Annotated in this window: 24 protein-coding genes; 14 read left to right on the top strand and 10 right to left on the bottom strand. The window is 56.3% G+C overall.

Annotated elements, in window-relative coordinates; translation table 11 throughout:
* Nucleotides 1–2 precede the first annotated feature (2 nt).
* The 4 genes from ACR0MV_RS05585 to ACR0MV_RS05570 all read right to left on the bottom strand — a co-directional run bounded on the left by ACR0MV_RS05585 (nucleotide 3) and on the right by ACR0MV_RS05570 (nucleotide 3,847).
* Nucleotides 3–884 (bottom strand): tryptophan 2,3-dioxygenase, encoded by an 882-nt coding sequence (locus tag ACR0MV_RS05585; protein ID WP_480701275.1) that lies wholly within the window; start codon nucleotides 882–884, stop codon nucleotides 3–5.
* 62 nt (nucleotides 885–946) lie between these two features.
* Nucleotides 947–1,975, bottom strand: a complete 1,029-nt coding sequence (gene tdh / locus ACR0MV_RS05580) for an L-threonine 3-dehydrogenase (RefSeq protein ID WP_480701866.1) — start codon at nucleotides 1,973–1,975, stop codon at nucleotides 947–949.
* A 14-nt stretch (nucleotides 1,976–1,989) separates the two neighbouring features.
* A complete protein-coding gene (locus ACR0MV_RS05575) occupies nucleotides 1,990–3,174 on the bottom strand; it encodes a glycine C-acetyltransferase (protein WP_480701273.1) in 1,185 nt (394 codons plus the stop codon).
* Nucleotides 3,175–3,283: 109 nt separating this feature from the next.
* Nucleotides 3,284–3,847 (bottom strand): helix-turn-helix domain-containing protein, encoded by a 564-nt coding sequence (locus ACR0MV_RS05570; RefSeq protein WP_480701271.1) that lies wholly within the window; start codon nucleotides 3,845–3,847, stop codon nucleotides 3,284–3,286.
* Nucleotides 3,848–3,965: 118 nt separating this feature from the next.
* Between ACR0MV_RS05570 and ACR0MV_RS05565 the strand changes: the two genes are divergently transcribed.
* The gene (locus tag ACR0MV_RS05565; RefSeq protein ID WP_480701270.1) at nucleotides 3,966–5,141 is read left to right on the top strand and encodes an acetyl-CoA C-acyltransferase family protein; all 1,176 of its coding nucleotides are present in this window, start codon (nucleotides 3,966–3,968) and stop codon (nucleotides 5,139–5,141) included.
* Between the two features lie 97 nt (nucleotides 5,142–5,238).
* Here ACR0MV_RS05565 and ubiB read toward each other — a convergent pair whose 3' ends face one another.
* Nucleotides 5,239–6,768, bottom strand: a complete 1,530-nt coding sequence (gene ubiB / locus ACR0MV_RS05560) for a 2-polyprenylphenol 6-hydroxylase (RefSeq protein ID WP_170428387.1) — start codon at nucleotides 6,766–6,768, stop codon at nucleotides 5,239–5,241.
* Nucleotides 6,768–7,520: a bifunctional demethylmenaquinone methyltransferase/2-methoxy-6-polyprenyl-1,4-benzoquinol methylase UbiE gene (gene ubiE, locus ACR0MV_RS05555; RefSeq protein WP_170428384.1), complete on the bottom strand. Its 753-nt coding sequence runs from the start codon at nucleotides 7,518–7,520 to the stop codon at nucleotides 6,768–6,770. Before ubiE ends, ubiB begins: the two co-directional genes overlap by 1 nt.
* Nucleotides 7,521–7,606: 86 nt before the next feature.
* On the opposite strand from ubiE, the gene mutM reads away from it, so the two are divergent.
* The 6 genes from mutM to recF all read left to right on the top strand — a co-directional run bounded on the left by mutM (nucleotide 7,607) and on the right by recF (nucleotide 14,205).
* Nucleotides 7,607–8,458, top strand: coding sequence for a bifunctional DNA-formamidopyrimidine glycosylase/DNA-(apurinic or apyrimidinic site) lyase (gene mutM, locus ACR0MV_RS05550; protein WP_480701269.1), 852 nt, complete (start codon nucleotides 7,607–7,609; stop codon nucleotides 8,456–8,458).
* A 66-nt stretch (nucleotides 8,459–8,524) separates the two neighbouring features.
* Entirely contained in the window at nucleotides 8,525–9,301 is a 777-nt protein-coding gene (locus tag ACR0MV_RS05545) for an enoyl-CoA hydratase (RefSeq protein ID WP_170428378.1), read from the top strand.
* A gap of 231 nt (nucleotides 9,302–9,532) precedes the next feature.
* Complete coding sequence (rpsT, locus tag ACR0MV_RS05540; RefSeq protein ID WP_170351928.1) at nucleotides 9,533–9,796, top strand: 30S ribosomal protein S20; 264 nt, start codon at nucleotides 9,533–9,535, stop codon at nucleotides 9,794–9,796.
* 540 nt (nucleotides 9,797–10,336) lie between these two features.
* Nucleotides 10,337–11,722, top strand: a complete 1,386-nt coding sequence (gene dnaA / locus ACR0MV_RS05535) for a chromosomal replication initiator protein DnaA (protein WP_170428374.1) — start codon at nucleotides 10,337–10,339, stop codon at nucleotides 11,720–11,722.
* A 227-nt stretch (nucleotides 11,723–11,949) separates the two neighbouring features.
* Nucleotides 11,950–13,071 carry a DNA polymerase III subunit beta gene (dnaN, locus tag ACR0MV_RS05530; RefSeq protein WP_170428371.1) on the top strand — a complete coding sequence of 374 codons (1,122 nt, stop codon included), beginning with the start codon at nucleotides 11,950–11,952 and terminating at the stop codon, nucleotides 13,069–13,071.
* Between the two features lie 39 nt (nucleotides 13,072–13,110).
* Nucleotides 13,111–14,205 (top strand): DNA replication/repair protein RecF, encoded by a 1,095-nt coding sequence (recF, locus tag ACR0MV_RS05525; RefSeq protein WP_480701266.1) that lies wholly within the window; start codon nucleotides 13,111–13,113, stop codon nucleotides 14,203–14,205.
* On the opposite strand, the gene ACR0MV_RS05520 is transcribed toward recF, so the two are convergent.
* Entirely contained in the window at nucleotides 14,202–14,768 is a 567-nt protein-coding gene (locus ACR0MV_RS05520) for a carboxymuconolactone decarboxylase family protein (RefSeq protein ID WP_170469686.1), read from the bottom strand. The two genes, recF and ACR0MV_RS05520, sit on opposite strands and share 4 nt — an antisense overlap.
* A 99-nt stretch (nucleotides 14,769–14,867) precedes the next feature.
* Between ACR0MV_RS05520 and ACR0MV_RS05515 the strand changes: the two genes are divergently transcribed.
* From ACR0MV_RS05515 to ACR0MV_RS05490, 6 genes are all read left to right on the top strand, one after another.
* On the top strand, nucleotides 14,868–15,440 hold the full coding sequence (locus ACR0MV_RS05515; protein ID WP_170428363.1) for a TetR/AcrR family transcriptional regulator: 573 nt from the start codon (nucleotides 14,868–14,870) through the stop codon (nucleotides 15,438–15,440).
* A gap of 125 nt (nucleotides 15,441–15,565) precedes the next feature.
* Nucleotides 15,566–17,983, top strand: a complete 2,418-nt coding sequence (gene gyrB, locus ACR0MV_RS05510) for a DNA topoisomerase (ATP-hydrolyzing) subunit B (RefSeq protein WP_170469680.1) — start codon at nucleotides 15,566–15,568, stop codon at nucleotides 17,981–17,983.
* A gap of 330 nt (nucleotides 17,984–18,313) precedes the next feature.
* Nucleotides 18,314–18,772 (top strand): hypothetical protein, encoded by a 459-nt coding sequence (locus ACR0MV_RS05505; RefSeq protein ID WP_480701264.1) that lies wholly within the window; start codon nucleotides 18,314–18,316, stop codon nucleotides 18,770–18,772.
* Nucleotides 18,773–18,962: 190 nt separating this feature from the next.
* Nucleotides 18,963–20,597, top strand: coding sequence for an adenylate/guanylate cyclase domain-containing protein (locus ACR0MV_RS05500; protein ID WP_480701262.1), 1,635 nt, complete (start codon nucleotides 18,963–18,965; stop codon nucleotides 20,595–20,597).
* 1,875 nt (nucleotides 20,598–22,472) lie between these two features.
* Nucleotides 22,473–23,162 (top strand): hypothetical protein, encoded by a 690-nt coding sequence (locus ACR0MV_RS05495; RefSeq protein ID WP_170382452.1) that lies wholly within the window; start codon nucleotides 22,473–22,475, stop codon nucleotides 23,160–23,162.
* 74 nt (nucleotides 23,163–23,236) lie between these two features.
* Nucleotides 23,237–23,485: a ParB N-terminal domain-containing protein gene (locus tag ACR0MV_RS05490; RefSeq protein WP_039524390.1), complete on the top strand. Its 249-nt coding sequence runs from the start codon at nucleotides 23,237–23,239 to the stop codon at nucleotides 23,483–23,485.
* Here the strand turns inward: ACR0MV_RS05490 and ACR0MV_RS05485 are convergent.
* From ACR0MV_RS05485 to ACR0MV_RS05475, 3 genes are all read right to left on the bottom strand, one after another.
* Complete coding sequence (locus tag ACR0MV_RS05485) at nucleotides 23,477–24,490, bottom strand: fatty acid desaturase (RefSeq protein WP_170452345.1); 1,014 nt, start codon at nucleotides 24,488–24,490, stop codon at nucleotides 23,477–23,479. The two genes, ACR0MV_RS05490 and ACR0MV_RS05485, sit on opposite strands and share 9 nt — an antisense overlap.
* A 74-nt stretch (nucleotides 24,491–24,564) precedes the next feature.
* On the bottom strand, nucleotides 24,565–24,771 hold the full coding sequence (locus ACR0MV_RS05480) for a cold-shock protein (RefSeq protein WP_170382448.1): 207 nt from the start codon (nucleotides 24,769–24,771) through the stop codon (nucleotides 24,565–24,567).
* A gap of 425 nt (nucleotides 24,772–25,196) precedes the next feature.
* Nucleotides 25,197–26,021 (bottom strand): hypothetical protein, encoded by an 825-nt coding sequence (locus ACR0MV_RS05475; protein WP_480701260.1) that lies wholly within the window; start codon nucleotides 26,019–26,021, stop codon nucleotides 25,197–25,199.
* A gap of 121 nt (nucleotides 26,022–26,142) precedes the next feature.
* Here ACR0MV_RS05475 and ACR0MV_RS05470 point away from each other — a divergent pair, with 121 nt between their 5' ends.
* Nucleotides 26,143–26,604 (top strand): hypothetical protein, encoded by a 462-nt coding sequence (locus ACR0MV_RS05470; RefSeq protein WP_480701258.1) that lies wholly within the window; start codon nucleotides 26,143–26,145, stop codon nucleotides 26,602–26,604.
* Nucleotides 26,605–26,687: the final 83 nt, after the last annotated feature.

The raw sequence follows: 26,687 nt of genomic DNA, 5'->3' as shown, positions 1-26,687 counted from the left end.
GCCTACTCCTGCTCGGTGTACATCAACTCGGTGCGCACATCGTAGAGGTCATGGAAGAACCTCAAATCCAAGGCCTTGCGCAGGAAGGACACTCCGCTGGATCCTCCGGTGCCGGGTTGGTTCCCAATCACCCGCTCCACGGCTGTGACGTGATCGAACCGCCAACGCTGGAACAGTGACTCCACATCCATCAGCTTTTCCGCCAGCGCATAGAGGTCCCAGTACCGCCCCGTATCGCGGAACACCTGCACCCAAATTTTAACAATGCGGGGGTCACCTGAATAGGGCTGTGCATAGTCCCGGTTCAGCAGGTCCTCCGGCACATCGAAACCCTGGCGGGCCAGCATATGCAACACCTCGTCATAGAGCGAGGGTTTGGTGAGCGCGGCATACAGCATCTCTGTCACTTCAGGATCGTGGGCGTGCACTTTGAGGGTCGAAGCGTCCTTGTTGCCCAGAATGAACTCGATCTGGCGGTAACCGTAGCTTTGGAATCCCGACGAACTGCCAAGCGCCTGCCGGAACGTCATGTAGTCGGCGGGCGTCATTGTCAGCAGGGTCTCCCAGGCGGTGATCAACTGCCGTTGGATTGCCTTGACCCGGTCGAGGTTCTTCATCGCCGGACCAAAATCATCCTGCTGCAAGAAACGCCGCACCTCGACCAGCTGGTGATGCATCAGTTTCAACCACAGTTCGCTGACCTGATGGATGATGATGAACAGCATCTCATCGGGTTGCGCGGGGTCCTGAAAGGTTTTTTGCAGGTTCAGCAAAGTCTTGAGCTGCAGAAAGTCGCCATAGCTTTTGCGATGGGTTTCCGCGAAATCGGTGACCAGAGTGTCCTCGATTCCGCGCTCAAGATAGCGGTGATCCTTGTCGCCCATTTGCTCCTCCAAACGCCTGAGTCACCCCTGTTTAGGGTCTAACTCTGTGCAGTTCCAGAGCGTTAAGTCCAGTCGAGGACTACCTTCCCCGATTGGCCGGATTTCATGGCCTCAAACCCTTGGGCAAAGTCGTCGACGTTGAACCGATGCGTAATCACCCGGCTGACATCAAGGCCGTTCTGCAGCATGGCGATCATCTTGTACCAGGTCTCGAACATCTCGCGCCCGTAGACCCCCTTGATGGTAATGGCCTTGAAGACGATGCGGGACCAGTCGACCGGAGACTTTCCGGGCGGGATACCCAGCAGGGCGATCTTGCCGCCCATCACCAGCGCCTCGACCATCTGATCCAGCGCGGCTTGAGAGCCTGACATTTCCAGCCCAACGTCAAAGCCCTGCTGCATGCCAAGTTCGGTGATGACGTCCTGCAAGTCTTCCTTGCTGACATCCACAGCGCGCACGGTTGGCACGACATGCTCGGCCAGTTTCAGGCGGTCGGGATTGATATCGGTGATCACCACGTGCCGCGCCCCCGCATGGCGAGCCACGGCGGCTGCCATGATCCCGATGGGTCCTGCGCCGGTGATCAGAACGTCTTCGCCCAGCAAGTCGAAACTCAGCGCGGTGTGAACTGCGTTGCCCAGAGGATCGAGGATGGCGCCGATTTCATCGGGTACATCATCCGGCAGGGGAACGACATTGAATGCGGGCAGTTTCAGGTATTGGGCAAACGCCCCTTGCTCGTTCACTCCGATCCCCCGTGTGCCAGGGTCCAGATGGAACTTGCCTGCGCGGCTTTGACGGCTGTCGTTTGTGATCAGATGCCCTTCGCCCGAGCAGCGCTGACCAATCTCAAGACCTGTTACGTTGCGCCCGATTTCAACAATCTCACCAGCGAATTCGTGGCCGGTAATCATCGGCACCGGGACCGTGTGTGCGGCCCATTCATCCCAGTTCCAGATATGGATGTCGGTTCCACAGATGCCGGTCTTGTTGATACGGATCAGAACCTCTTCGGGGCCGATATCGGGCACTGGGGCCTGAACCATCCACAGACCTTCTTCGGGCTTGGACTTCTCCAGAGCTTTCATGGTGTTGGGTCGCATCAGATCACCCCCAGGTCCTTGCCGACCTTACCAAAGGCAGCCAGCGCACGGTCCAATTCATCCTTGGTCAGAGCCGCATTCATCTGCGTTCTGATCCGTGCTTGGCCGCGCGGGACGACCGGAAAGAAAAAGCCCGAGACGTAGATACCTTCGTCAAACAGCCGCGCGGCCATGTCCTGCGCCAACTGCGCTTCTCCCAGCATTACGGGGATGATTGGGTGCTCGCCGGGCAGCAGGTCAAAGCCCAGCTTTTCCAGCCCAGCGCGCCAGTATTTCGCGTTGCCAAACAGTTGCGCGCGCAAAATGTCGCCTTCTTCGACAAGACGGATCGCTTCCAAACCGGCGGCGACGATGGAGGGCGGCAGCGAGTTTGAGAACAGATAGGGCCGCGCCCGCTGCCGCAGCAGGTCGATCACTGGCTGCGGCCCAGCGATGTAACCGCCGATTGCCCCACCAAGTGCTTTGCCCAAGGTTCCCGTCAGAATGTCCACATCGACACCGAAATGATCCGGCGTTCCGGCGCCGTTCGGCCCCATGAAACCGGTGGCGTGGCAGTCATCGACCATGACGATGGCATCGTATTTGTCAGCCAATTCGCGAATCTTCGGCAGGTTGGCCAGGTAGCCGTCCATCGAGAACACGCCATCGGTGGCGATCATGATATGCCGCGCCCCGTCCTCGCGCGCCTGCTTCAGCCAGGCTTCGAGGTCGTTCATGTCATTGTTCAGATAGCGATAGCGCTTGGCCTTGCACAGACGGACGCCATCGATGATCGAAGCGTGGTTCAGACTGTCCGAGATAATGGCGTCTTCAGGCCCTAACAAAGGCTCAAACAGCCCGCCATTGGCATCGAAACAGGCGGCGAACAGGATTGCGTCGTCCTTGTTCAGGAACTTGGCCAGACGCTGTTCAAGCTCACGATGGATGTCCTGCGTCCCGCAGATGAACCGGACCGAGGCCATGCCGAACCCTTTGGGCTCCATTGCACCCTTGGCAGCGTCGATCAGCGCGGGGTGGTCGGCCAGACCCAGATAGTTGTTGGCGCACAGGTTGATGACCTTTTTGTCGCCCACCATGATCTCACCGCCCTGAGGCGAGGTGATCATTCGTTCGCGTTTATAAAGCCCTTCAGCTTCGATCTGCGCGAGGGTGTCCGAAATGTGGGACAGGAATGCATCTGCCATGGCGATCTCCTTCATCTGAGTCGCGTATCTAACATAACGGACGCATTTCCCAAATAGGGGAATGGCATGATTGCGGAAAAAAATCCGTGAAGGCGGAAATCCGCCAGAGTCAGGCGTTCTTAACGATAAGAAAGACCCGCGCAGGGCCGTCCGCGGCAATCGAATGGGCGATATCTGCCGCATAGCGCGCGGTATCGCCTTGTTTCAGATTGCTGACAGCAGATCCCGACGTGACACGTACAGCGCCCTCAAGGACGGTCAATTGCTCGCGCGCGCCGCGCGCGTGGGGCTGGCTGTTCAGGGCGCCACCTGCGTCGAACTGAATGTCATAGACCTCATGCCCGCCCGCCTCTTCGGGCGGAGACAGAATACGAATACGGCAGTGTTGGCCCATATTGTCGATGCCGGGCACTTCGGAGTTTCTGAGGACCTCGATCTGATCTGCGCTGTTTGCATCCTCCAGCAGTCCAGCGAAATCCACCTGCAGCGCGCGGGTCAGGTTCCAAAGGGTCGAGATAGTTGGGCTGCTTTCGCCGCGTTCGATCTGGCTGACCATGGATCGTGAAACACCGCTTAGGTTCGCTACGGCTTCCAGCGACAGGCCTTTAGCCCGGCGCGCCTCTTTCAGGCGGGCGGGCAGGCGTGTCAGGATATCGTCTGAATTGTCCGTCATGACGGAATCTCATGCGCGTTTGGGCTTGGGATGTCAATTCTGCTTGTGACGGTACGTTCCATGGGACAGCCTGATGCCGCAGATGCATAGTTCCGCCAAATCCCAGAGGAGAAGAGACATGAAAGACATCGTGATTCTTGATGGTGCCCGCACCGCGATCGGTACTTTTGGCGGGGCGTTGGCCTCAACCGCACCGATTGATCTTGCTACTGTCGTGACCGAAGCGGCGATGGAGAAGTCCGGTGTTGAGGCCGCTCAGATCGGCAATGTGGTTTTTGGCCATGTCATCAATACCGAACCGCGCGACATGTATCTGTCGCGTGCTGCCGCGAAACAGGCGGGCATTCCGAACGAAACACCGGCAATGAACGTTAACCGTCTGTGTGGGTCCGGCGCGCAGGCGATTGTGTCGGCGGTTCAGTCTCTGATGCTGGGTGATGCGGAATTTGCCGTCGCTGGGGGTGCCGAAAGCATGTCGCGCAGCCCGTACATTGTTCCGCAGGCGCGCTGGGGGGCGAAAATGGGAGATGTAAGGTCGCTTGATATGATGTTGGGCGCGCTCAACTGCCCCTTCGGCACCGGCCATATGGGGGTCACGGCTGAAAACGTCGCGGACGAGCATCAGATCACGCGCGAGCAGATGGATAACTTTGCCTTGACCAGCCAGAGCCGTGCTGCTGCGGCTATCGGGGCCGGCTATTTCGAAAGCCAGATCGCGCCCGTGCAGGTGAAAGTCAAACGCGACATGGTTGATTTCATGGTCGACGAACACCCCAAGCAGACCTCGGCCGAGGCGCTGGCAGGGTTGCGCCCGGCGTTCCAGAAAGAGGGTCGTGTGACCGCGGGCAATGCGTCGGGTATCAATGACGGTGCTGCCGCGATGGTTTTGGCCACGGCGGACGCGGCTGAAAGGGCGGGTCTGAAACCAAAGGCCCGCATTCTGGGATATGGTCACGCAGGCGTACGCCCCGAGGTGATGGGGATCGGGCCGGTTCCGGCTGTGCAGAACCTGATGGCCCGCACCGGCTTGTCCGTTGACGACTTTGACGTGATTGAAAGCAACGAGGCCTTTGCGTCTCAGGCTTTGGCGGTGAACAAGGAATTGGGTCTGGATGCGGCTAAGGTGAACCCGAATGGAGGCGCTATCGCTCTGGGGCATCCGGTGGGTGCAACCGGCGCGATCATTACCCTGAAGGCGCTTTATGAGCTTGAGCGCACTGGCGGGTCAAAAGCACTGGTCACAATGTGCATTGGCGGCGGACAGGGTATCGCCATAGCCTTTGAGCGGCTTTGATCCAATAGGTCGCAGGGGGGGCTGTCTGCCCCCCATCGCGCCAAGGCGCGACTCCCCCCGAAAGTATTTCTGGCCAGATGAAGCAGGCGGGTTGATTCTAGCCGAGCGATGTAAGGATCAGGACGATCGCCGCACCGGCGGCGGCGCCGATCGTTGCGGGAAGGATGGCTGAAGAAAGGCCTTTGTTCTGCGAGACGTCTTTTTGTGTCTGGGCGATCAGAGCGTTTTCGACCAAGGCTGGCAGGCGCGGACCAAAGCGCGCCAGAACCATTGCCGTCTTGCCAAAATCTCGTAGGGCGGCGCGGGGACCGATGGATTGTTTGATGTAATCCTCGACGACAGGTCGGGCGACCTCCCAAATGTTCATGTGCGGGTCGAGTGAGCGTGCCACGCCTTCCACCACAACCATTGTGCGTTGCAGGAGGATCAGTTCTGTGCGGGTTTCCATGCCGAACCGTTCGGTCACCTCGAACAGATAATTCAGCAGACGACCCATCGAGATGTGGGTGGCATCCATGCCGAAGATCGGCTCACCCACGGCGCGCAGGGCGCGGGCGAATTCATCGACGTCCTGGTTGGCGGGGACGTAACCGGCCTCGAAATGCACTTCGGCTACGCGTTTATAGTCACGGCGGATAAAGCCAAAAAGAATTTCTGCGTAAACACGACGGGTGTATTCGTCGATATGGCCCATGATGCCATAGTCATAGGCAATGATGTCGCCATTTGCGGCGACCTTCAGGTTGCCCTGGTGCATGTCGGCATGGAAATAGCCATCGCGCAGAGCGTGCAGCAGGAACAGGCGCAGGACGCGTTCCGCCAGATCGCGGCGATTGTGCCCGGCAGCGTCCAGGGCTGCATTGTCACCCAACGGGATGCCATCCGCCCAGCTGAGCGTCATGACGCGCCGGGCGGACAGGGACCAGACGACGGGGGGCAGCCAGAACCCGGCGTCGTTCTTGGTGTTGGCCGCGTATTCCGAAGCTGCAGCGCTTTCCAGGCGCAGGTCCAGTTCGCCACGTACGACGCCGTCGAAATGCTCGATCACCTCCATTGGGCGCAAGCGACGCGCGCCCGGGGCGAAGAGTTGCACGATTCGGGCGGCAAGATAGAAGGCGTCGACATCCTTGCGGAAGGCGCGTTCGATCCCGGGGCGCAGGACTTTGACCGCCACATCTTCGCCCGTGCTGACCAGCTTGGCCTTGTGGACCTGAGCAATCGATGCCGCGGCGATAGGTTCGCTGAATTCGCTGAATATCTCGGAAACCGGCTGGCCCAGTTCTTTTTCCACCTCGGCCATTGCTTCGGACTTAGGGAAAGGCGGCAGTTTGTCCTGCAGTACGCGTAATTGTTCGGCGAGCTCATTGCCGACCACGTCGGGGCGGGTCGACAGGACCTGACCGAACTTGATGTAGGCCGGCCCCAATGCCGTTAAGGCGCGCGTTGCCGGCGGCATGTTCGGGTCGCCTTTGTAACCCAGCCACTGGAACGGTTTGCCCAAAGCATGCGCCACAATGCGCAGGGCGCGCGGAGCCTCGAAAGCGTCCAGAACCACGTTCATGGCGCCAGTACGCTCAAGCGTGGCGCCTGTTCGGATCAGGCGAATGATGTTGTGAGGGCCGCGCATCAGATCTTCCAGCCGGAATGCAGCGCGGCGATGCCCATGCTCAGGTTGCGATACTTGGCGTTTTCAAATCCGGCGGTACGAACCATATCCAGAAACGTTTCCTGGTCGGGGAACTTGCGGATGGATTCCACAAGGTACTGATAGCTGTCGTAGTCATTGGCGATCAGTTTCCCCATGCGCGGAATGACGTTGAAACTGTAGAGGTCATACAGCTTCTGCAACCCGTCATTCGGCAATTGGCTGAACTCCAGCACCATCAGGCGGCCGCCGGGTTTGAGGACACGGAATGCCTCGTTCAGAGCCTCTTGCGGACGGGTGACGTTCCGAATGCCGAACGAGATCGTGTAGACGTCAAAGGTGTTGTCATCAAAGGGCAGGGACATTGCGTCGCCAACGACCCAGTTCAGACTGTCAGACATCTGGTCCGCCTCGGCGCGTTGGCGACCTTCGACCAGCATCGGCTCGGTCAGGTCCAGCACAGTGGCATGGCCATAGCCTGCGCGCTTGAGGAATCGGAAAGAGATGTCCCCTGTACCGCCCGCCACATCCAGTAGGCGCTGACCGGGGCGTGGGGCCAGCCAGTCCATCATCGCGTCTTTCCAGACCCGATGGATGCCCATCGACATGACATCGTTCATCACGTCGTACTTTGAGGCGACCGAGTTGAATACGCCCTGCACGCGCCCGGCTTTTTCAGCCTCGGGGACGGTTTCAAACCCGAAATGAGTGGTCTTGTCGCTGTTGTCGGACATTTGCCTTGCCGTTTGTCGAATTTCGCCTCTGTTATAGGGCTCTGGAACCGGGGCACAATGCGGCCCTTTGAATTAGGAGCCCTGTAATGCCCGAATTGCCCGAGGTCGAGACAGTAAGACGCGGCTTGTCCCCGGCGATGGAAGGCGTGGTGATCGAGCGCGCCGATGTAAACCGCCCAGATCTGCGCTGGCCTTTTCCCGAGCGGATGGCCGAACGGCTGACCGGGCAGCGGGTTGATCGGTTGCGGCGGCGGTCGAAATACATTCTGGCGGACCTCAGCAGTGGTGAGACGCTGCTGGTTCATTTGGGTATGTCCGGGCGCATGACCATATCCGGCGATCCGCTTGGGCAATTCGTCCATGACCATCCAATGCCGGAAAAACATGACCATGTGGTCTTTCACATGTCCAATGGCGCGCGGGTGACTTTCAATGACCCGCGACGGTTCGGAGCGATGGACTTGCTGCCGACGGCAACGGCTGAGGACCATAAGCTGTTGTCGGTTCTGGGACCCGAGCCTTTGGGAAACGATTTTCACGAACAGCACCTGGTCGATGCTTTCAAAGGCAAGAAAACGCCGGTCAAATCCGCGCTGCTGGATCAGGGAATCGTTGCCGGATTGGGCAATATCTACGTCTGCGAGGCGCTTTATCGCGCGGGCGTGTCGCCACGTCGTAAAGCCGGGCAGATTTCTGCATCGCGGGTCGCGGCGTTGGTTCCGATCATCCGTCAGGTGCTGCAAGACGCCATCGAAGCTGGCGGTTCGTCGTTGCGCGATTTCCGCCAAGCCGATGGAGAACTTGGATATTTTCAGCACAGTTTCGATGTATACGGGCGCGAGGGTGAACCATGCCGGACGGAAGGATGCGGCGCGCTGATCAAAAGAATCACCCAGTCCGGTCGCTCATCCTTCTATTGCGCGCAATGCCAAAGATAACTTGATCCAGCGAATGCGCGTGATAAGGAATCGTACCTGAACGGAACAACCGGAAGCTTACACCTCATGGCTTTTGAGACGATCATCGTCGAAATCGAAGACCACGTCGCACTTATCAAGCTCGACAGACCCGACGCGCTGAATGCGCTGAATTCACAGTTGGCCCAGGAATTGTGCACCGCGTTGGAAGACGCGGATACCAATGACAAGGTGCGCTGCATCGTCATCACAGGATCGGAAAAGGCCTTTGCGGCTGGTGCGGACATCAAGGAGATGTCCGAGATGAGCTTTGTTGATGTGTACAGCTCGAACCTCTTTGGTGCCTTGAACGACCGTGTCTGCGCGATCCGCAAACCGATCATCGCGGCCGTTGCGGGCTATGCGCTGGGCGGTGGTTGCGAATTGGCGATGCTGTGCGACTTTATCATTGCAGCCGATACCGCCAAGTTCGGACAGCCCGAGATCAACCTGGGTGTAATTGCAGGACTGGGCGGCAGCCAACGTCTGACGCGTTTTGTGGGTAAGTCCAAATCAATGGACATGAACCTGACGGGTCGTTTCATGGACGCTGAAGAAGCCGAGCGCTCGGGCCTTGTCAGCCGCGTTGTTCCCGGCAAGAAGCTGATGGAAGAGACGATGGGCGCGGCCCAGAAGATCGCTGAAAAATCTCAGTTGAGCACGATGGCGGCAAAAGAGGCCGTGAACCGCAGCTATGAGTTGCCGTTGAGCGAGGGGATGTTGTTTGAACGCCGCGTCTTCCACTCGATGTTCGCGACCGAAGACCAAAAAGAGGGTATGGCTGCGTTCCTTGAAAAGCGCGCCGCACAGTTCCGCGACAAGTAAGCGGTGCCTAAATCGGATTGAACAGGCGGGTCTTGGCCCGCCTTTTTCATACCTGCCATGCGCATTGAAAGAATCGGCTTGGCAAACCGGGACAACTTGGATAGTAAGCGCCGCTATACATGCGCGTGCGGCCCGCTTGGCCCGACTCACACTCGTGATTTCTGATCCGGTGCGGTTAATCCGTGGCGCGCAACCCTTGATAACGTACCGAACCAAAGGTCAGAGACACAGATGGCAAATTCGCCCCAAGCCAAAAAACGCGCTCGTCAGAACGAGAAGCGTTTCGCAATCAACAAAGCACGTCGTTCGCGCATCCGCACCTACCTGCGTAAAGTAGAAGAAGCGATCGCATCCGGTGACAAAGACGCTGCAACCGCAGCTCTGCGCGCAGCTCAGCCTGAACTGATGCGCGGCGTCACCAAAGGCGTGTTCCACAAGAACACCGCATCGCGTAAAATGTCGCGTCTGTCGGCACGCGTCAAAGCGCTGGGCTAAGCCTTGAGGTTGACCCTGGGTCAACTATTGCGCTTCTGATTGTTTAAAAAGCGTCACAAATAGTGGCGCTTTTTTTTTGCTGTTGCCGGAATGCCGCGCCTTCACAAATCTGAGAGATTCTTTCGGCCAAAGACCCGAGTCAACATCAGAGTTTCGTTGCCGGACGCCTTGGCCTCTTGTTACCACTAAGTCAGCGATTCACTCGCTTGGGGGGACAGGCTGTTCCAGCGACCGAACTGACGGGCATCAGGATGGTCCGGAACGAATGTTGGCAACTAGTTTGCTGATCTGCTGTGGGCCTTGGGGGACCAAGGAACCAAGCCCTGTCGAAAATGAGATTGCGATGCGCAACCCTGTTTCAGGGCGTTTCTGTGGTGGAACGCTGGCGAAGCGGGTAGTGCGGACTTTCTGAACAACACCCGCCAAACTTTTGGGGTTTGGTGATGGGTATCCCTATGCGTGCGATTGCTCAAACCGGGCGACCGGAACTTAGTAATAAGGCCGACAGGCCAATAAAGAATGGGATGCGTGAGGCGCTTAATGACACAAGAGAAATGGGGACTACTACGTAACAAGTTGCTCAAGGCGATCGGAAAGAACAACTACACCACCTGGATTGAGCCTCTTGAATTCCAAGAGTTGCAGGACGGCGTGGCGGTGTTCTCCGTTCCCACAAATTTCATGGGCAACTATGTCAGTCAGAACTTTGCGGATCTCATCCTGTATGAGATGAACACCGCAGGGGAATCTGTTCAGCGACTGGCTTTTCGCGTGGCTGCAAACTCACCGGCCCGCCCGACAGTCGAGGCACAGGCCGAACCGGCCGTTGTGGCGGAAGCACCGACTGCGCCGCAGGTTGAGGCTGGGAATGACGCTTTGGAATCGCTGCAGGCCGCACCGCTGGATTCCCGATTCACCTTTGACAGCTTTGTTGTCGGCAAACCAAACGAACTGGCCCATGCCGCTGCGCGCCGGGTTTCGGAAGGCGGTCCGGTGACGTTCAATCCGCTGGTCCTGTATGGTGGGGTGGGTCTTGGTAAAACGCACCTGATGCATGCCATCGCCTGGGAACTGAAAACCAAGCGTCCCGAGCTGAACGTTCTGTACCTGTCAGCGGAGCAGTTCATGTACCGTTTCGTACAGGCCCTGCGCGAACGTCGGATGATGGATTTCAAACATCTGTTCCGTTCGGTCGACGTGCTGATGGTGGATGACGTGCAGTTCATCGCTGGCAAAGACTCGACCCAGGAAGAGTTCTTCCACACGTTCAATGCTCTGGTGGATCAGAACAAGCAGATCATCATTTCCGCCGACCGCGCGCCCGGTGAGATCAAAGATCTGGAGGATCGCGTAAAGTCGCGCCTGCAATGTGGTCTGGTCGTGGATCTGCACCCGACTGACTATGAACTGCGTCTGGGCATCCTGCAGAACAAGGTTCAGCAATACAGCTCGACCTATCCTGACCTGACCATCGCCGATGGCGTTCTGGAATTTCTCGCCCATCGTATCTCGACCAACGTTCGTGTGCTTGAAGGCGCTCTGACCCGTCTGTTCGCTTTTGCCTCTCTGGTTGGTCGTGAGATCGACATGGAGCTGACGCAGGATTGTTTGGCCGACGTGCTGCGCGCATCCGAGCGTAAGATCACCGTCGAAGAAATTCAGCGCAAGGTCTCGGACTATTACAATATCCGCCTCAGCGACATCATTGGCCCTAAGCGTCTGCGGTCTTATGCCCGCCCGCGTCAGGTGGCGATGTATCTGTGCAAGCAACTGACCAGCCGGTCCCTGCCCGAGATTGGCCGCCGGTTTGGCGGACGTGACCACACCACGGTCATGCATGGGGTTAAGCGCATCGAAGAGCTGAAAACGACAGACGGCCAGATCGCCGAAGACGTGGAAATGCTGCGCCGCGCCTTGGAAGCCTGAGGTCAATTGCCATAACTCAGGAAACGCCCCGGACCCTCACGCCCGGGGCGTTTTCTTGTGCGCAATAATCCACGGTTGAACAGGAACTGTGCCCGCCGGGCCACGCGCCCCTTGACGCATTGGGCAATCCAACCGAGAAATCCGTAAAAAATCCTTGTGCCTCAGGGCGGAACCGCTAACGTGCCAGTCCCGCCCATTTCGGCACGCAAGTCAGAGGAATTGAGGGTATGAAGATCAGCATCGAACGCGGCACCCTTCTCAAGGCCGTTTCCCAGGCCCAATCTGTTGTCGAACGTCGCAACACTATTCCCATACTTGCCAATGTCTTGATCGAGGCCGAAGGCGACCAGGCTATGTTCCGGGCAACCGACCTGGATATCGAGGTTGTCGACAAAGCGCCCGCGCAGGTTGAAAAGGCCGGCGCGACGACGGTTGCGGCGACCACCCTGCATGAGATTGTGCGCAAACTGCCCGATGGCGCGCTGGTCACCTTGACCGCTGACAGCGCCGCGGGCCGTCTGACGGTCGAGGCCGGCCGGTCGAATTTCTCGCTGGCGACGCTTCCGAAAGAAGATTTCCCGGTGATGGCGTCCTCGGAATACCAATCGAACTTTACGGCGTCCGCTGCGTTGCTGCGTCGGTTGTTCGATAAATCGAAATTTGCGATCTCGACCGAAGAGACTCGGTACTACCTGAACGGTGTCTATATGCATGTCGCTGACGGGGCCGAGGGCGGCAAGGTGCTGCGCTGCGTGGCAACCGATGGTCACCGACTGGCGCGGATCGACGCGGATCTGCCGGATGGGGCCGCTGACATGCCGGGCGTGATCGTGCCGCGCAAAACCGTGGGCGAGCTGCGCAAGCTGCTGGACGATGACGAGATGGATATCGCGGTTTCAGTCAGCGAAACCAAGGTTCGCTTTGCGACGCCTGACATTACTCTGACCTCAAAAGTGATCGACGGGACCTTCCCGGACTACACCCGCGTGATCCCGCAGGGAAACACGCGCCAGCTAGAAGTGGACGCAGCCGAGTTTGCGCAGGCTGTCGACCGCGTGGCGACCGTGTCTTCGGAGCGTTCGCGAGCGGTTAAACTGCAACTGGATGCAGACAAACTGGTTCTTTCGGTGAACGCGCCCGACAGCGGTGCCGCCGAAGAAGAGCTGGCTGTGGCCTACGGGGACGAGCGGCTTGAAATCGGGTTCAACGCAAAATACCTGCTTGAGATCGCCAGCCAAGTAGATCGTGAGAACGCTGTGTTCCTGTTCAACTCGGCAGGCGATCCGACCCTGATGCGCGAAGGCAATGACCAAAGCGCGGTCTATGTTGTCATGCCGATGCGCGTCTGATCGACCCTGCGGGGTGATCCTTAACAAAACGGAGGGGTCATGACCTTGGCCCTGACCGAGCTTACGGTCTCGCATTTTCGGTCTCACAAGTTGGCGCGGCTGTCTCTGGACGGTCGACCTGTTGCGATTCATGGGCCGAACGGGGCGGGCAAGACCAATATCCTGGAAGCAGTGTCATTGTTTTCCCCTGGTCGTGGGATGCGCCGCGCCAGTGCGGCCGAGATGACGCGGCGGCCGGAGGCGCTGGGCTGGAAGCTGTCCGGTCTGCTGCAGGTGCAGGGCCAAAACTACGAGATCGAAACCTGGTCCGAAGGCGGCGCTGCGCGGCAGGTGCGGATCGACGGCAAAGCCTCCAGCCAGATCGATCTGGGCAAGCTGGCCCGAGTAGTTTGGCTGATCCCCTCGATGGATCGTCTGTGGATCGAAGGGGCCGAAGGGCGGCGGCGGTTTCTGGACCGGATCGCATTGAGCTTTGATCCGACCCACGCCGAGGCGTCCCTGACTTATGAAAAATCTATGCGCGAGCGGAATCGTCTGTTGAAGGAACAGGTGCGCGATGCCCATTGGTATGCCGCGCTCGAGGGGCAGATGGCTGAGACCGGGTATCGTATCCATGCGGCGCGGCTTGCGGCACTAGACCATCTCCGCGCGGCGCAAGATCAGGCAGAAACCGCATTCCCTTCCGCTGAGTTAGACCTGATCCAAACCGAAGGCGCGATGCCTGCAACTGCGGAGGATCTGCGCGAGGCGTTGAATGAAAGCCGCTTCCGCGATCTGGCGGCCGGACGCACATTGGTTGGGCCGCATCGGTCGGATCTGTACGGTGTTTTTGCGGCCAAAGGCGTTCCGGCCAAGGATTGTTCGACAGGTGAGCAGAAAGCCCTGTTGGTGTCCCTGATTCTGTCGAATGCACGGGCGCTGGCAGGGATGGTCGGTGCGCCGCCGATCGTTCTGTTGGATGAGGTGGCCGCGCATCTGGACGCGGAACGGCGCGCAGCACTCTATGACGAGATTTGTGCGCTGGGCGCTCAGGCCTGGATGACGGGCACCGGGCCTGAGCTGTTTGCGGAATTGGGGGACCGTGCCCAAACGCTGATTGTGACAGAAGGCGATGAGGGCTCGGTGGTCGTTTAGGCAGGTTCGTTGACCTTACGCTCCCAAAGGAAGCCGCGCATCACTTCGTCGACCGGCGTTTTGGCCATGTGGTTGACGTAGTTCGACATAGTCTTCTGGGCCAGACCCAACACCACATCCAGAACCGCACGGTGCGAGTAGCCGGCGTCAAAGAAGGCCTGCAGCTGTTCTTCGGTCGGGTTGCCGCGGGTTTCCATCACTTGCAGAGTGAAGGTGCGCAGGGCTTCAAGCTTGGCCGACGGCAGCGGGGTTTCGTTGCGCAGTGCCTCGGTAATCTCATCCGAGACCTTCATCATCTTGGCGATGCCGGTGTGTGCGGGAACGCAGTAGTGGCATTCGTTCTCGACGTTGATGGTCTGCCAGACAACGGTTTTCTCGTCATTGTCGAAATCGGTCTGCATGAACAGGCCGTGCAATACCTGATACCCTTCCAGATGCTGGGGGCTTTCGGCCATTACTTTGTGCAGGCCGGGCAGGCGGCCAAAAGCGGCTTGCGACTTTTCCAGCAGCGGTTTGGACCCTTCGGGCGCGGAATCGAGGTCATGAGACGGGAAGTTGGCCATGTGAAAACTCCTTTTCTGGCGCGATAGGGCAGAAATAGTCTTTCTTGAGCGGTCGCTCAAGTATATATTTGAGCAATCGTTCAAGAATTGGTGAAGATGATGCCACGCAAACCCGAATATGACCGTGATGCCCTGATCGCCCGGGCCAGGGATATCTTCTGGCGCCAAGGCTGGGCGGGGACGTCGTTGAAAGACCTAGAACGCGAGCTGAAGCTGAAGCCCGGCAGTTTCTACGCCGCGTTTGGATCCAAGGATGCACTGTATGGCTTGGCGCTAGAGCGTTACGCGCAAGAAGGCGTTGCGCGGCTGCGCGCCTTGGCGGATCGACTGGGTCCGCTGGAGGCCTTGAAGACACAGCCGCGATTGGTGATTGAGGCCAGCGGAGCACCGGCCAAATCCTGCATGCTGGCCAAAACCTATGCCGAATTGCAGGCCAAGGACCACGACTTGGCTGAACAGGCAGGTGGGCATATGGCCGAGATGAAGGCGTGTTTTGCGGATCTTTTCCGTCAAGCCCAGGAGGCAGGGGATATCGGTCCGGACCACGATCCGAACAGGCTGGCGACACGGTACCAATCCGACCTTTTGGGGCTGCGTTTGTCGGCAGAACGCAGCGATGTCGACGCCCACGAGATAGCTGCAGATATCGCCGCAGATATCGACCGTTTGTAAGGTTTCGGCAGCCCGCTGCCGAAAGGACCAAAAACATGCCTCTCTGACACAAAATGTTGGGGCAGCGCGTGACATTCCCCCCCAGAAAACGTATAAGTTACCAAAATAATATAGGTACTCACGGCATGTCCGAAGACGCACAGGCACCCCAGGAATATGGTGCAGATTCCATCAAAGTTCTCAAAGGGTTAGAGGCAGTTCGCAAGCGCCCCGGTATGTATATCGGGGATACGGACGATGGCTCGGGCCTGCACCACATGGTGTATGAGGTCGTGGACAACGGAATTGATGAGGCTCTGGCCGGACATGCGGACCATGTGACCGTCAAAATTCACGCCGATTCCAGCGTCTCGGTCAGTGACAACGGACGCGGGATTCCGGTGGATATCCACCCCGAAGAGGGGGTCTCGGCGGCCGAGGTCATCATGACTCAGCTGCACGCCGGCGGTAAGTTTGACAGCAACTCGTACAAAGTGTCCGGTGGTCTACACGGCGTGGGCGTGTCCGTGGTGAACGCGCTGTCGGATTGGCTGGAACTGCGCATCTGGCGTTCGGGTAAAGAACATGTGGCGCGCTTTGAAGGCGGTGAGACGGCGGAGCATCTGAAAGTCGTAGGCGACTGCGGTGATCGCACCGGGACCGAAGTCAGGTTCCTTGCGTCGACCGACACGTTTTCGAACCTCGAATACTCGTTCGAGACGCTGGAAAAGCGTCTGCGTGAGCTGGCTTTCCTGAATTCGGGTGTGCGGATCATCCTGATCGACGAACGCCCCGCTGAACGACTTGAGACCGAGCTGTTCTATGAAGGCGGCGTCAAGGAGTTCGTGAAATACCTCGACCGGTCCAAGTCTCCGGCGATGCCCGAACCAATCTATATTAAGGGCGAGCGGGACGACATCGGTGTCGAAATCGCGATGTGGTGGAATGACAGCTATCACGAGACGGTTCTGCCCTTCACCAACAACATCCCGCAGCGGGATGGTGGTACACACGTGGCCGGTTTCCGGGGTGCATTGACCCGGACCATCAACAACTATGCGCAATCCAGCGGGATCGCGAAGAAGGAAAAGGTCAGCTTTACCGGCGATGACGCGCGTGAAGGTCTGACTTGCGTTCTGTCGGTCAAAGTGCCGGACCCGAAATTTTCATCCCAGACCAAGGACAAGCTGGTCTCGTCCGAAGTCCGCCCTGCAGTCGAAGGTCTGATGAACGAAAAGCTGGCCGAGTGGTTCGAGGAAAACCCGAATGAGGCCAAAGGCATCGTAGGCAAGATCATCGAGGCCGCGCTGGCCCGTGAGGCCGCTCGCAAGGCGCGTGAGCTGACCCGCCGCAAGACGGCGATGGATGTAAACTATTTGGCCGGTAAGCTGAAAGACTGTTCCGAGAAAGACCCGTCCAAGACCGAAGTCTTCCTCGTCGAGGGTGACTCGGCCGGTGGTTCCGCCCAGACGGGTCGGGACCGGCTGACTCAGGCCGTACTACCCCTGCGTGGTAAGATCCTGAACGTCGAACGGGCGCGATTTGACCGGATGCTGTCGAGCCAGGAAATCGGTAACTTGGTGATGGCGCTGGGCACCGGCATTGGCCGCGATGAGTTCAACATCGAGAAACTGCGCTACCACAAGATCGTCATCATGACCGATGCCGACGTGGACGGCGCGCATATCCGAACTCTATTGCTGACTTTCTTCTACCGGCAGATGCCGGAACTGATCGAAGGTGGATACCTCTATATCGCACAGCCGCCACTCTATAAGGTTTCGCGCGGTAAATCAGAGGTTTACCTCAAAGACCAAGCCGCGCTGGATGACTACCTGATCAATCAGGGCGTCGAAGGGGCCGTGCTGAAACTGGGCTCGGGCGAGGAAATCATCGGTCAGGACCTGACCCGCGTCGTCGACGAAGCGCGTCAACTGAAACGTGTTCTGGACGCCTTCCCAACCCACTACCCACGCCACATTCTGGAGCAGGCCGCCGTTGCAGGTGCCTTTGTTCCAGGCGCGGTGGATGCCGATCTGCAAGGCGTAGCCGACAAGGTTGCCGCCCGTCTCGACCTGATCGCGCTGGAATACGAGCGCGGTTGGCAAGGACGGATTACGCAGGACCACGGCATCCGACTGGCCCGTATCCTGCGCGGTGTTGAAGAGGTTCGTACGCTGGACGGCCCGATGCTGCGCTCGGGCGAGGCGCGCAAAACCGGCAGCTTCACGCAGAGCCTGCAAGAGATCTACAACACCCCTGCAACATTGGTTCGCCGCGACCGCATGCAGTCCATACACGGCCCGCTTGATCTGCTGCGCGCCATTCTGGAAGAGGGTGAAAAGGGTCTGTCACTGCAACGCTACAAGGGGCTAGGAGAAATGAACCCAGATCAGCTGTGGGAGACCACACTCGACCCGGATGCGCGGACCCTGTTGCAAGTGCGCGTGGATGATATGGTCGAAGCGGATGACCTGTTCACCAAGTTGATGGGAGACGTGGTTGAACCGCGACGCGAGTTCATCCAGCAAAATGCGCTGAGCGTGGAGAATCTGGACTTCTAGACGGTGTAGGTGCGCCCATAGCTTTGCATTTCGCCCAAAGAATTGCATTTTTGGCCCAAAGCTTTGGGCGCATTAACCTTCAACTTTCTTGGTTCGAGGCTCCATATCTTCGGGTCTCATTCTTTGCCTGTTTCGCGCCATCGCCGTATTGCCGGGGAAGGTTTTCGGATGGCCGCTTCCAGCCCAAAGCGGACCTTCATCACTAAGCTTTGCAATCTCTGAGATGCGGGACGAAGCTGACTTTTCAGGTCCGGCTATGCGTTCCTTTCCTAGCAATAAATTTCGTAGTCTCTATCATGCTGGTTTTGCCCCACTGTCGAAGGAAACAACATGTTGCGTTCAATGCTTATCCCCGCAGTTCTCTTTGCGCCTCATTGTCTGACTGCTGCAGAGAAAGTGTCGGCAACGAACTTCTATGTCGTCAACCAAGAGCAAATTTCCGCGGGCGAGGACGTGTTCTGGAAAGAGGACAACTATGGGACTTATACCGTTGACGAGGGACCAATCGATCCTGGTTTTGTCCGGTGCGTGGGCTCGGGTTTCGGCGGACCCAGCGGTGTCAGCGGCGGTGGCGTCTGTGTTTATGGTGAAGAAGAGGACACGTTCACCATGAGATGGGAGGTTGTTGCCTTCGGCGTCAACAACTGGCGGATTGTTTCCTCCACCGGCAAATATTCGGGGATGACTGGAAGTGGAATGACCAAAACACGTGTGGCGTCAAAATTCCTGGCGCTACCGCACCGTATTTCTGACTGGGAAGGCGAGGTTGCCTTGCCCGCTAGGGATTGAAACTCGAACTGAAATGGTCGGGGATGATGCTGATTTGAAAGGTTGGCAAAGCCCGCATTGGGCTTGTTGTCGCCTTTCGTTACTTTTCACATTAATGACCGGTGGCAGCCCGAAGCGGACATTCTCGAAAGTTGGCACACTACTGCCGAACTTGATAGATTCGAAAAAAGGTTGCTATTGGGAAATGCGCATGACACGCCGACTTGCCGCCATACTTGCCGCCGATATGGTCGGCTACTCACGGCTTATGGCGGCTAACGAGGCGGGAACACTTGCTCGTCTCAAAGACCTACGACGGGACATCATCAATCCAAGTATCGAAAGTGCCGGAGGTGAGATTATCAAGCTTACCGGTGATGGCCTGTTTGCACTTTTTAGCTCGGTCGTTTCTGCCGTTGAGGCCGCAGCGACGCTCCAGAAGGCGCTGCACGCCGCCGAAGCCGAGAGCCCCACCGAAAGCCGGATCAGCTTCCGAATAGGGTTGCACATTGGAGACGTAATCTTGGACGAGGGCGACATTTATGGCGAGGGTGTTAATCTTGCCGCAAGACTCGAAGGCATCGCTGACCCAGGCGGTGTCATACTGTCTGACGACGCATGCCGGCAGGTTCGAGGCAAAATCGAACACGACATCATAGACCTTGGCGAAGTAGCGCTCAAAAACATCTCCGAGCCAGTTCGCGCCTACAAATTGGCGATGGAGGGCAAATCAGATTCCACGCAAAACCAATCTCAACCCACTGACAAACCCTCCATCGCTGTCTTGCCCTTCCAGAACATGTCCAATGATCCAGAACAGGAATACTTCTGTGACGGCGTTTCCGAAGACATCATCACAGAGCTCTCGCGCTTTCCCGAGCTTTTCGTCATCGCCCGCAACTCCTCATTTTCGTTCAGGGGTCGCCCCGTCACCCATATAGATATCGCTCGAGAACTCGGTGTTCGCTACATGCTAGAGGGTAGCCTCCGTCGAGCCCAAAACCGCGTACGCATTACTGCCCAACTCATCGACTGCACAAATGGAGCCCATGTTTGGGCCGAGCGCTACGACCGCACGCTAGACGACATCTTCGCGTTACAGGATGAGATTACACGCAGCGTGGTCGGCGCCATCGCCCCCCAGATATCCATTGCCGAAATAGATCGCGCGTCTGTGGCTCGAGATATCGACTTCAACTCCTACGACCTCTCGCTACGTGCAATGGCGATCTTCTACGCGGGAGGCTTCTACTCTCAGGATAAGTTCGATGAGGTCATATCGGTCTCTGATCGCGCCATTGATCTCGACCCGCGCAACGTCCAGGCCCATTGGATCAAAGCGTTTGCCTACCTGATGCGTTATCTATACCAGTTCGATGAGGACCCCACCGAAAACCTGGGCCTAGCTGATAAAAGCGTTGAACCTCTGTTTCTTGGTGGTCAACTCGACCCGCGCGCCTTATGCGTTCGCGGTATGGTTCGTCATTTCCGTGGAGATTTTGACGGGGCCAACGCCGACTTCAGTTTGGGCTTCACACTGAACCCGAACTTTGCCCGGAACATCTTCTTCATGGCCTGGCATGAATCTTTGGTCGGCCGAACCACACAGGCGCGCGAACATGCCCACCTTGCCCTCCAGCTTTCCCCACGCGACACTGACCTCTGGGTAGGAGACGCCTATCTGGCGCTCGCCCAAGCTGCCTTCGCCGACGCTGATTTTGAAGACGCAATGCGTTGGGGTGAGCACGCCATTCAGATGACGCCGCGTGCGCCGATCCGCCGGGCTCTTATGATCGCCAGTGCCGCCCACCTCGGGCGCGCCGAAGCAGGCCTGCCACATGAGTAGGCGCTGGCGGATTTCGCCCCAGCGTTCCTAGACAGCATTGTCTCCGGAGCTTTGATCCTCTTCCGTCTACCCGAACACAATGCGCTTTTGGTCGAAGGCTTGAAGAAAGCTGGTGTTAAGCCGTAGAGTTGGTCAGGATGCCAAAGCTCGAAACTATCGCAGACAAATCGTGCCAAGGGCCAATCCAATTTTAGCGCAATGTCCTCGAAAGGTTCTAAGCAATCGCTCATTGCTTCAATCGGCGACGACTGTTTCCAGCCCAAAACGGACATTCGCAATTAGACTTTGCAATTCCCGAGAAGCGTAGCAGATCAACCATTTGCTCGCGCCGCGAGTGCTTGCGCAGCATCAGTTCACAGGAGCGGCACGAATGTCGATGCGTTGCTGCTGATGACGTCAGGCCAGTCATTCATAGCCACGAGGAAACCTTGATCACGTACCGCTCTGTCGCCGCACTCAGGCTCGACAAGAGAGACGCGGACTTAAGCTGCCATTCGCTGCTGCTCCGCCCCCAAATCCCTACAACAACAGATTAATGCCAAGTAACTTCTTTCGGCGGTTCACCAGGCTACTTGGTCACGTGCTTGTTTCACAAACACCTGCCTTAGCAGTACTAGCGTTGCGACGAGGGAAACTTCCTTGACTCTATTCTGGCAAAGGACCACAAACGTGCATTGGTGAAAATTACTCGTCGTCGCGATGCTGCCGGCTTCGATGATCCAATGGCCTTCAGACTAACTGTAGCATGTGCCCCAGCATAGGAACGGGTCGCGCTGGGGTCTTCGCGTTGAGCTCGTTCCTCGCAAGCATTCGCAACTGTCACCTGACATGCTCCAGTTATCGCGTGACCCATCAATGAAGGCGCCGTATGAACAGAACATGGCTTATAAATCGCGTGCCCGATGCCGGATAGATCAGGTCTCAGGCTCCGTTCCAATCAGTCACTCATCGTGTTTTCGCGCCGCGTTCTTTGTTTGATCCCGACACTCTTGGTGTTGCTCTCCGGAACGCAGCTTCCCGCCCAAGTCGCAGGCAATGCTGATGGATCGGTCTGTGACGAAGGCTTCGAAAACAAGAACGGATCGTGTCAAAGAGCAAACGCACCTGAAAATGCGCATTTGACCGGCAGTTCCTATGGTCCAGGTTGGGTATGCAACCATGGATTCAAGCGTGTTGGAGATTTTTGTGAGGAAATAGAAGTTCCTAAAAACGCATATCTTGCATCGACCGGAGATCGATGGGAGTGCAATCGGCTCTTCCGACAAGTCGGTGAAAGATGCGAAGAATTGATAGCGCCTCAAAATGGGTACGTCGGAACCCGGTTTGGCGCACAGGAAATACACTGCAACTGGGGATTTCGTAAGGAAAGCCAAACATGTGTTGCAATAGAAGTTCCAAAAAACGGTCGTCTGAGCGACAAAAGAAGCTCGGATGGGTGGGTATGCCTCAGAGGGTACAGGGCAGCGGAGAGCGGCTGTGAGCCTGTGGCCGTTCCACAGCATGCATACCTTGCGCCTGAAACCTACTCTGGATGGAAATGTGAACGTGGCTTTCGCGCAAACCAGGACAGTTGCGTTGCGATCCTAGTCCCTTCCAACGCTCATTTGAATCGAAGAGGTGATGGTTGGGAATGTAATCGGCCGTTCACAAGACAGAACGATAAGTGCGCCGAAAATATGCCGCGAAAATAGGTTCGCTGGAAATCAATATCGCCTGACAAATCCGGAAGGACCAAGCCGTGAACCATAACTCGATTGACGAAAACCTTGGCAAAATGCTCAAGGCCGAAAGGGCGCATCGCTGGTCCCACAGAGTAAAGATGTTTATCGCGTTATTGGTGTTTGTTGCGACCATAATTGTGGTGGTGTTTCTCTGATGCGCAAAAATGCCCCTCAAGTAACCCTTCACGGTTCAAAGATGTCAGCTCGTGGTCTGGAACAAAGAGCATTTCAGGATCGCAGTGTTCGTGAGTCGCGGAACGCTGACGTAGCAGGAGTGATTGAAGAAGAATTTGGAAAGTACTTGATTAAGGCCGGCATCCTGAGCGGTAACAGCGTTGCGCGCGCATTCCCCAAGCCACCGGCTAAAACGCAGACAATGATTGCTGATGCAGTCGGCGAAACACCAGCATTGGCCATCGAAGCATTAAAAGAAATTCTCGGTGAACGAGACAGGAAACGTAGCGGTCAACGCCGTTTGGAGAGAAACTCCGGCACCCTCGTTCCCAGTGAAAGAGAATATGCCGAGGCATTGCGACAGATTAGGCTCACCCCTGCGCAGGTCACTATGCTCAAAGCACTTACAATCGCAGGCAAGGACGGTCTGACCATTGGTCATTTGTCTCAGGCGGCCGGTTACAAATCGCGCGAGGCCTCCATCAAGGTTTTTAAGAAAATCGGACTATTGATCGCAGAATATCTGGAACTGGACCTACCCGAAGCCGGATCGGTGCAGAATGATGGCGCCGCTCAGGTCCTGGCGTTTTCTCACATCGAAAGTGACGATGAGCCAGCCACTTGGGTTATGCATCAGGAACTGCGCGACGCTGTTCGTTCGGTTCTATGACGCACGTTCCAACCCCCGCTTTTGCAACGAACTCTGAACCGGAACAATTGCACGAAAGGTTGCTCACGTAGCTTATGTTGGAGAAAAGACCATATCCGCTCGACCTGATCTATGTACCTGTGAAACGGGCGAAAACGCTTGATCAACAAAAAGTTCTGACGCTGGCCGAAGATATCCTGAAGAACGGCCAGAAGACCCCGATCCAAATACGCTCGGACAACAAGAGGTTCGTGCTGATTGAAGGCCTTCACCGATTAGAGGCCATTCGCGCCCTGGGCGGTGATACGGTCGAAGCCTATCTGGTACGCGCCAGACTACACTAAATGCCTTTTGGAATTGGCGTTCGACAAAGCCTCGGAAAATGTCAGCAGACGTTGACTTTTTTCATCCCAAAGATGCAATCGTGCACAATGAAAGCTCTCATATAGAGTAATACGCTGGCAATTTTCTAACGCAGAATGGTCACGCAAAACTTCGTTTAGCCGGTAAAACGGTATGCGGCTGGCAAGGTGGTGAACATGGTGTACGCCGATGTTAGCAGAGAACCACCGCAGGATGCCTGGTAGGGCATAGTGAGAACTTCCATAGAATGCGGCGTTCTGCAGGTTCCACCCCTCTTCCCGTTCCCAGGTCGTGTGTTCAAACTGGTGTTGAATATAGAAAAGCCAAATACCAATCGATGATGCGACAATCATGGTTGGTAGGAAAACATACGATAATACCTCAATGCCTCCGGCCCAAAAAACTAGGGCCAATATCCCTGCAATTGCAGCGTTTGTTCCCATCGCACTTGCCCAGTACAGCCAGCCCGAACGCATGAAACCAAGAGGTAAACGGTTTTGAATAAAGAACGTATAGATCGGCGCAACACCGAACAGGAAGACGGGGTTCCGGGTCAGACGATAAGCGGCACGCCCGAACCACTTCCGCTTCAGGTATTCTTCAGTGGTCAATGTAGGGATGTCACCCATACCACGCCGATCAAGGTTACCGGTTGAAGCGTGGTGAATCGCATGGCTTTGCCGCCAAACGTCATAGGGTGTCAGGGCAAGAACACCTAGAACCCGACCGGTCCAATTGCAAACAGTGCGACTTCTAAAGAAAGATCCATGACCGCAATCATGCATAATGATGAAGATACGGACCAGAAACGCGGCATTCAGGATGGCCAGTAGTATTGCGATCCAGACACTAAAAGATAACGCAAACCACGCTAGGGCCCATAGCGCAAATAAGGGAGCAACTGTGATCGCAAGTTCAAAAACACTGCGCTTCGCATCGGCAACACGGTATTGCGCGAGCACCCGCGTCCAGTCTTTAGGTTGCAAGTTACTTGTTCTCCAATGGCTTATTGTAGCCCATTGTTCAATAGGGCACCCGAAAAGGGTGCCCTTTAAAAAGGTCAGGCGAGTGCCAGATTGGCGGCGCTTTCGCGTCCGTCACGGCCAGCTTCGACGTCAAAAGTAACCTTCTGACCGTCTTTTAATTCACTAAGGCCGGAACGTTCGATTGCTGAGATATGTACGAACACATCGCGCTTGCCATCTTCAGGCTCGATAAAGCCAAAACCTTTAGTCGAGTTGAACCATTTTACTGTGCCATTTGCCATGGTGGAAATCTCCAAATACTTGCCGCCCGCATTATTGCGGCGACTCGGCGTGGTCGGTCTGAATCGAAAGACTGAACGCCGAATTGGGGAGACAGCAGGTCGAAAAAGAAAAACGTAAGCCTTGTGTATATGGACTTCGAGTACGCACGATACAAGCCTTGATGCGGTGGAGGGCAACAGAGAAATCGAACCTGCCTGGCTTAGAACTCTACAAGTTGAGAAGACGCTGTCGTTCTGCGATCCAAACGCGAAGGCGGCTTGGGAGGCCGTACAAAAGATCAATGACCGCTTTTGGGAATCTATCCCGCAACATCCGAGACAGCTATAAGCGTCCGTTTTGATGCCGTAGCGAGACTTTGCAAAGTCCGGTTTCTGCGCATTGCAGACCTTCGCGAACGGCATACCACCCAACATTAGAGAGTGGATCATCCCAGAACTTTTAGATCTTTTGGTGCGAGCCGACTTTTCTCCGGCAATGTCCCAAATTTAATTCCTTCGATTTCGAGTTTGTCGCGTATCGCCACAAGTTCATTCAGTTTGTACTCAGATTGCTCAGGAACAACGTATAGTACTTGAGGAACCTTTCTCAAAAGAAGTGCTGCTCTTGCCAGTTGGTCAATCAAGTAGCCAGGGTCAATTCTATTCCTTGGGCCTTTGATCTCAATCGCTGCAAAAGGCTCGGAGCCTTCGTATACGATTAAGTCTGTGGCAAGAGGCTCGAACGTTCTGCCTTCTCGAACAGTCAAATTTTCCACATTGAAGATGTCATTAGTGTTCTGTTTGAAAAGCATTTTTGCGCTTACTTCGAAGTCTCGGGCTCTTCGCTGGCCGCCAAAACCACCTCTGGCAATCACGACCGCGGGCTTCTCCGCCAATCGAGCTTCATCAAGAATAGATTTTGTATCCGCTTGAGACAACTCCCCTGAAAGGACGGCATCAGCTATCTCTTTGGATTTCTTGGGGTCATACCGATCTATCCTTGAAAGCAAAATAACTTGCATCATGGCCAGCCAGTCGGGCTTTGATTCAAAAAGATCGGGTCGGTTTTGTTCTAACCATTTCGCCGCGGACATCGGATTGCGAAGGCTTGCAGGCTTTGTGCCTCTGATCGCGGCAACGCTTTGGAGTGCATCGTCCGGAAACGCGAACCCAAAGGCTTGGCTGTCTTGGACAACGCGATTCAGCCACGCTCCGAGGGCAATCCAGTTTTCGGTTTTGGCCAAATCTTGAAATTCGTCTTCAGTCATCATCAGTCGCAATCATTTTATTCGCATTGAGCCCATTGCCAATGCGAATGGATGCATGTATAGAGCTCACATGAGGATAGATCGACACGCACCCCCGACGGCCCGACGCGTTCACAAGCGCGGAATGAAAAAACGCGCTGGCAAAATGTCTGGTGTCAAGTTCCCAGGCGTCATTCAGCTCGAAAGCCAAATGGAAGCAGCACTGGTTCGTTGCATGCAGGTCGACCCTCGTGTGATCTCGCTTAAGCCACAGCCTTGCACAATCGACATGGGAACCGGAAGAGCATTCGCAAACAAAGAAGCGGCGCTAGAGGCTAATGAAGGGCGTCAGTACAGGCCTCAGCTCTATACACCAGATCTGGAAATCGAACTTGTAGACGGGCGTGTGTTATATTTGGACGCCAAACACAGTGCTCACATAAATAGGAAGCCAGAGTACCTAGACTATCCTTCACTTCTTGCTGAAGTCGGAATTCCCTTGGTCATAGTTACTGAGGCGTTGTTACAAGGGCCGATTGATCGAAATGCTTGGCTGCTATTGCAAGGACAAGCCGAAGAGACCGCCCCTCAACTTGCAAGTGTCTGACGTCAGAGCCAATGGGACAGTTTAGGTTTATTTGATAAGAGAGGGTTTCTGGCTCATCGTAACCGCCAAGGAGTGGAGATGAG

The sequence above is a fragment of the Ruegeria sp. BC3 genome (genome assembly GCF_056539265.1).
This window is presented reverse-complemented; position numbering and strand designations above follow the sequence as displayed.

Coding starts and splice junctions, on each gene's coding strand:
- ACR0MV_RS05585 (WP_480701275.1), bottom strand. CDS start 884: ATGGGCGACAAGGATCACCGCTATCTTGAGCGCGGAATCGAGGACACT.
- tdh (WP_480701866.1), bottom strand. CDS start 1,975: ATGAAAGCTCTGGAGAAGTCCAAGCCCGAAGAAGGTCTGTGGATGGTT.
- ACR0MV_RS05575 (WP_480701273.1), bottom strand. CDS start 3,174: ATGGCAGATGCATTCCTGTCCCACATTTCGGACACCCTCGCGCAGATC.
- ACR0MV_RS05570 (WP_480701271.1), bottom strand. CDS start 3,847: ATGACGGACAATTCAGACGATATCCTGACACGCCTGCCCGCCCGCCTG.
- ACR0MV_RS05565 (WP_480701270.1), top strand. CDS start 3,966: ATGAAAGACATCGTGATTCTTGATGGTGCCCGCACCGCGATCGGTACT.
- ubiB (WP_170428387.1), bottom strand. CDS start 6,768: ATGCGCGGCCCTCACAACATCATTCGCCTGATCCGAACAGGCGCCACG.
- ubiE (WP_170428384.1), bottom strand. CDS start 7,520: ATGTCCGACAACAGCGACAAGACCACTCATTTCGGGTTTGAAACCGTC.
- mutM (WP_480701269.1), top strand. CDS start 7,607: ATGCCCGAATTGCCCGAGGTCGAGACAGTAAGACGCGGCTTGTCCCCG.
- ACR0MV_RS05545 (WP_170428378.1), top strand. CDS start 8,525: ATGGCTTTTGAGACGATCATCGTCGAAATCGAAGACCACGTCGCACTT.
- rpsT (WP_170351928.1), top strand. CDS start 9,533: ATGGCAAATTCGCCCCAAGCCAAAAAACGCGCTCGTCAGAACGAGAAG.
- dnaA (WP_170428374.1), top strand. CDS start 10,337: ATGACACAAGAGAAATGGGGACTACTACGTAACAAGTTGCTCAAGGCG.
- dnaN (WP_170428371.1), top strand. CDS start 11,950: ATGAAGATCAGCATCGAACGCGGCACCCTTCTCAAGGCCGTTTCCCAG.
- recF (WP_480701266.1), top strand. CDS start 13,111: ATGACCTTGGCCCTGACCGAGCTTACGGTCTCGCATTTTCGGTCTCAC.
- ACR0MV_RS05520 (WP_170469686.1), bottom strand. CDS start 14,768: ATGGCCAACTTCCCGTCTCATGACCTCGATTCCGCGCCCGAAGGGTCC.
- ACR0MV_RS05515 (WP_170428363.1), top strand. CDS start 14,868: ATGCCACGCAAACCCGAATATGACCGTGATGCCCTGATCGCCCGGGCC.
- gyrB (WP_170469680.1), top strand. CDS start 15,566: ATGTCCGAAGACGCACAGGCACCCCAGGAATATGGTGCAGATTCCATC.
- ACR0MV_RS05505 (WP_480701264.1), top strand. CDS start 18,314: ATGTTGCGTTCAATGCTTATCCCCGCAGTTCTCTTTGCGCCTCATTGT.
- ACR0MV_RS05500 (WP_480701262.1), top strand. CDS start 18,963: ATGACACGCCGACTTGCCGCCATACTTGCCGCCGATATGGTCGGCTAC.
- ACR0MV_RS05495 (WP_170382452.1), top strand. CDS start 22,473: ATGCGCAAAAATGCCCCTCAAGTAACCCTTCACGGTTCAAAGATGTCA.
- ACR0MV_RS05490 (WP_039524390.1), top strand. CDS start 23,237: ATGTTGGAGAAAAGACCATATCCGCTCGACCTGATCTATGTACCTGTG.
- ACR0MV_RS05480 (WP_170382448.1), bottom strand. CDS start 24,771: ATGGCAAATGGCACAGTAAAATGGTTCAACTCGACTAAAGGTTTTGGC.
- ACR0MV_RS05475 (WP_480701260.1), bottom strand. CDS start 26,021: ATGATGACTGAAGACGAATTTCAAGATTTGGCCAAAACCGAAAACTGG.
- ACR0MV_RS05470 (WP_480701258.1), top strand. CDS start 26,143: ATGAAAAAACGCGCTGGCAAAATGTCTGGTGTCAAGTTCCCAGGCGTC.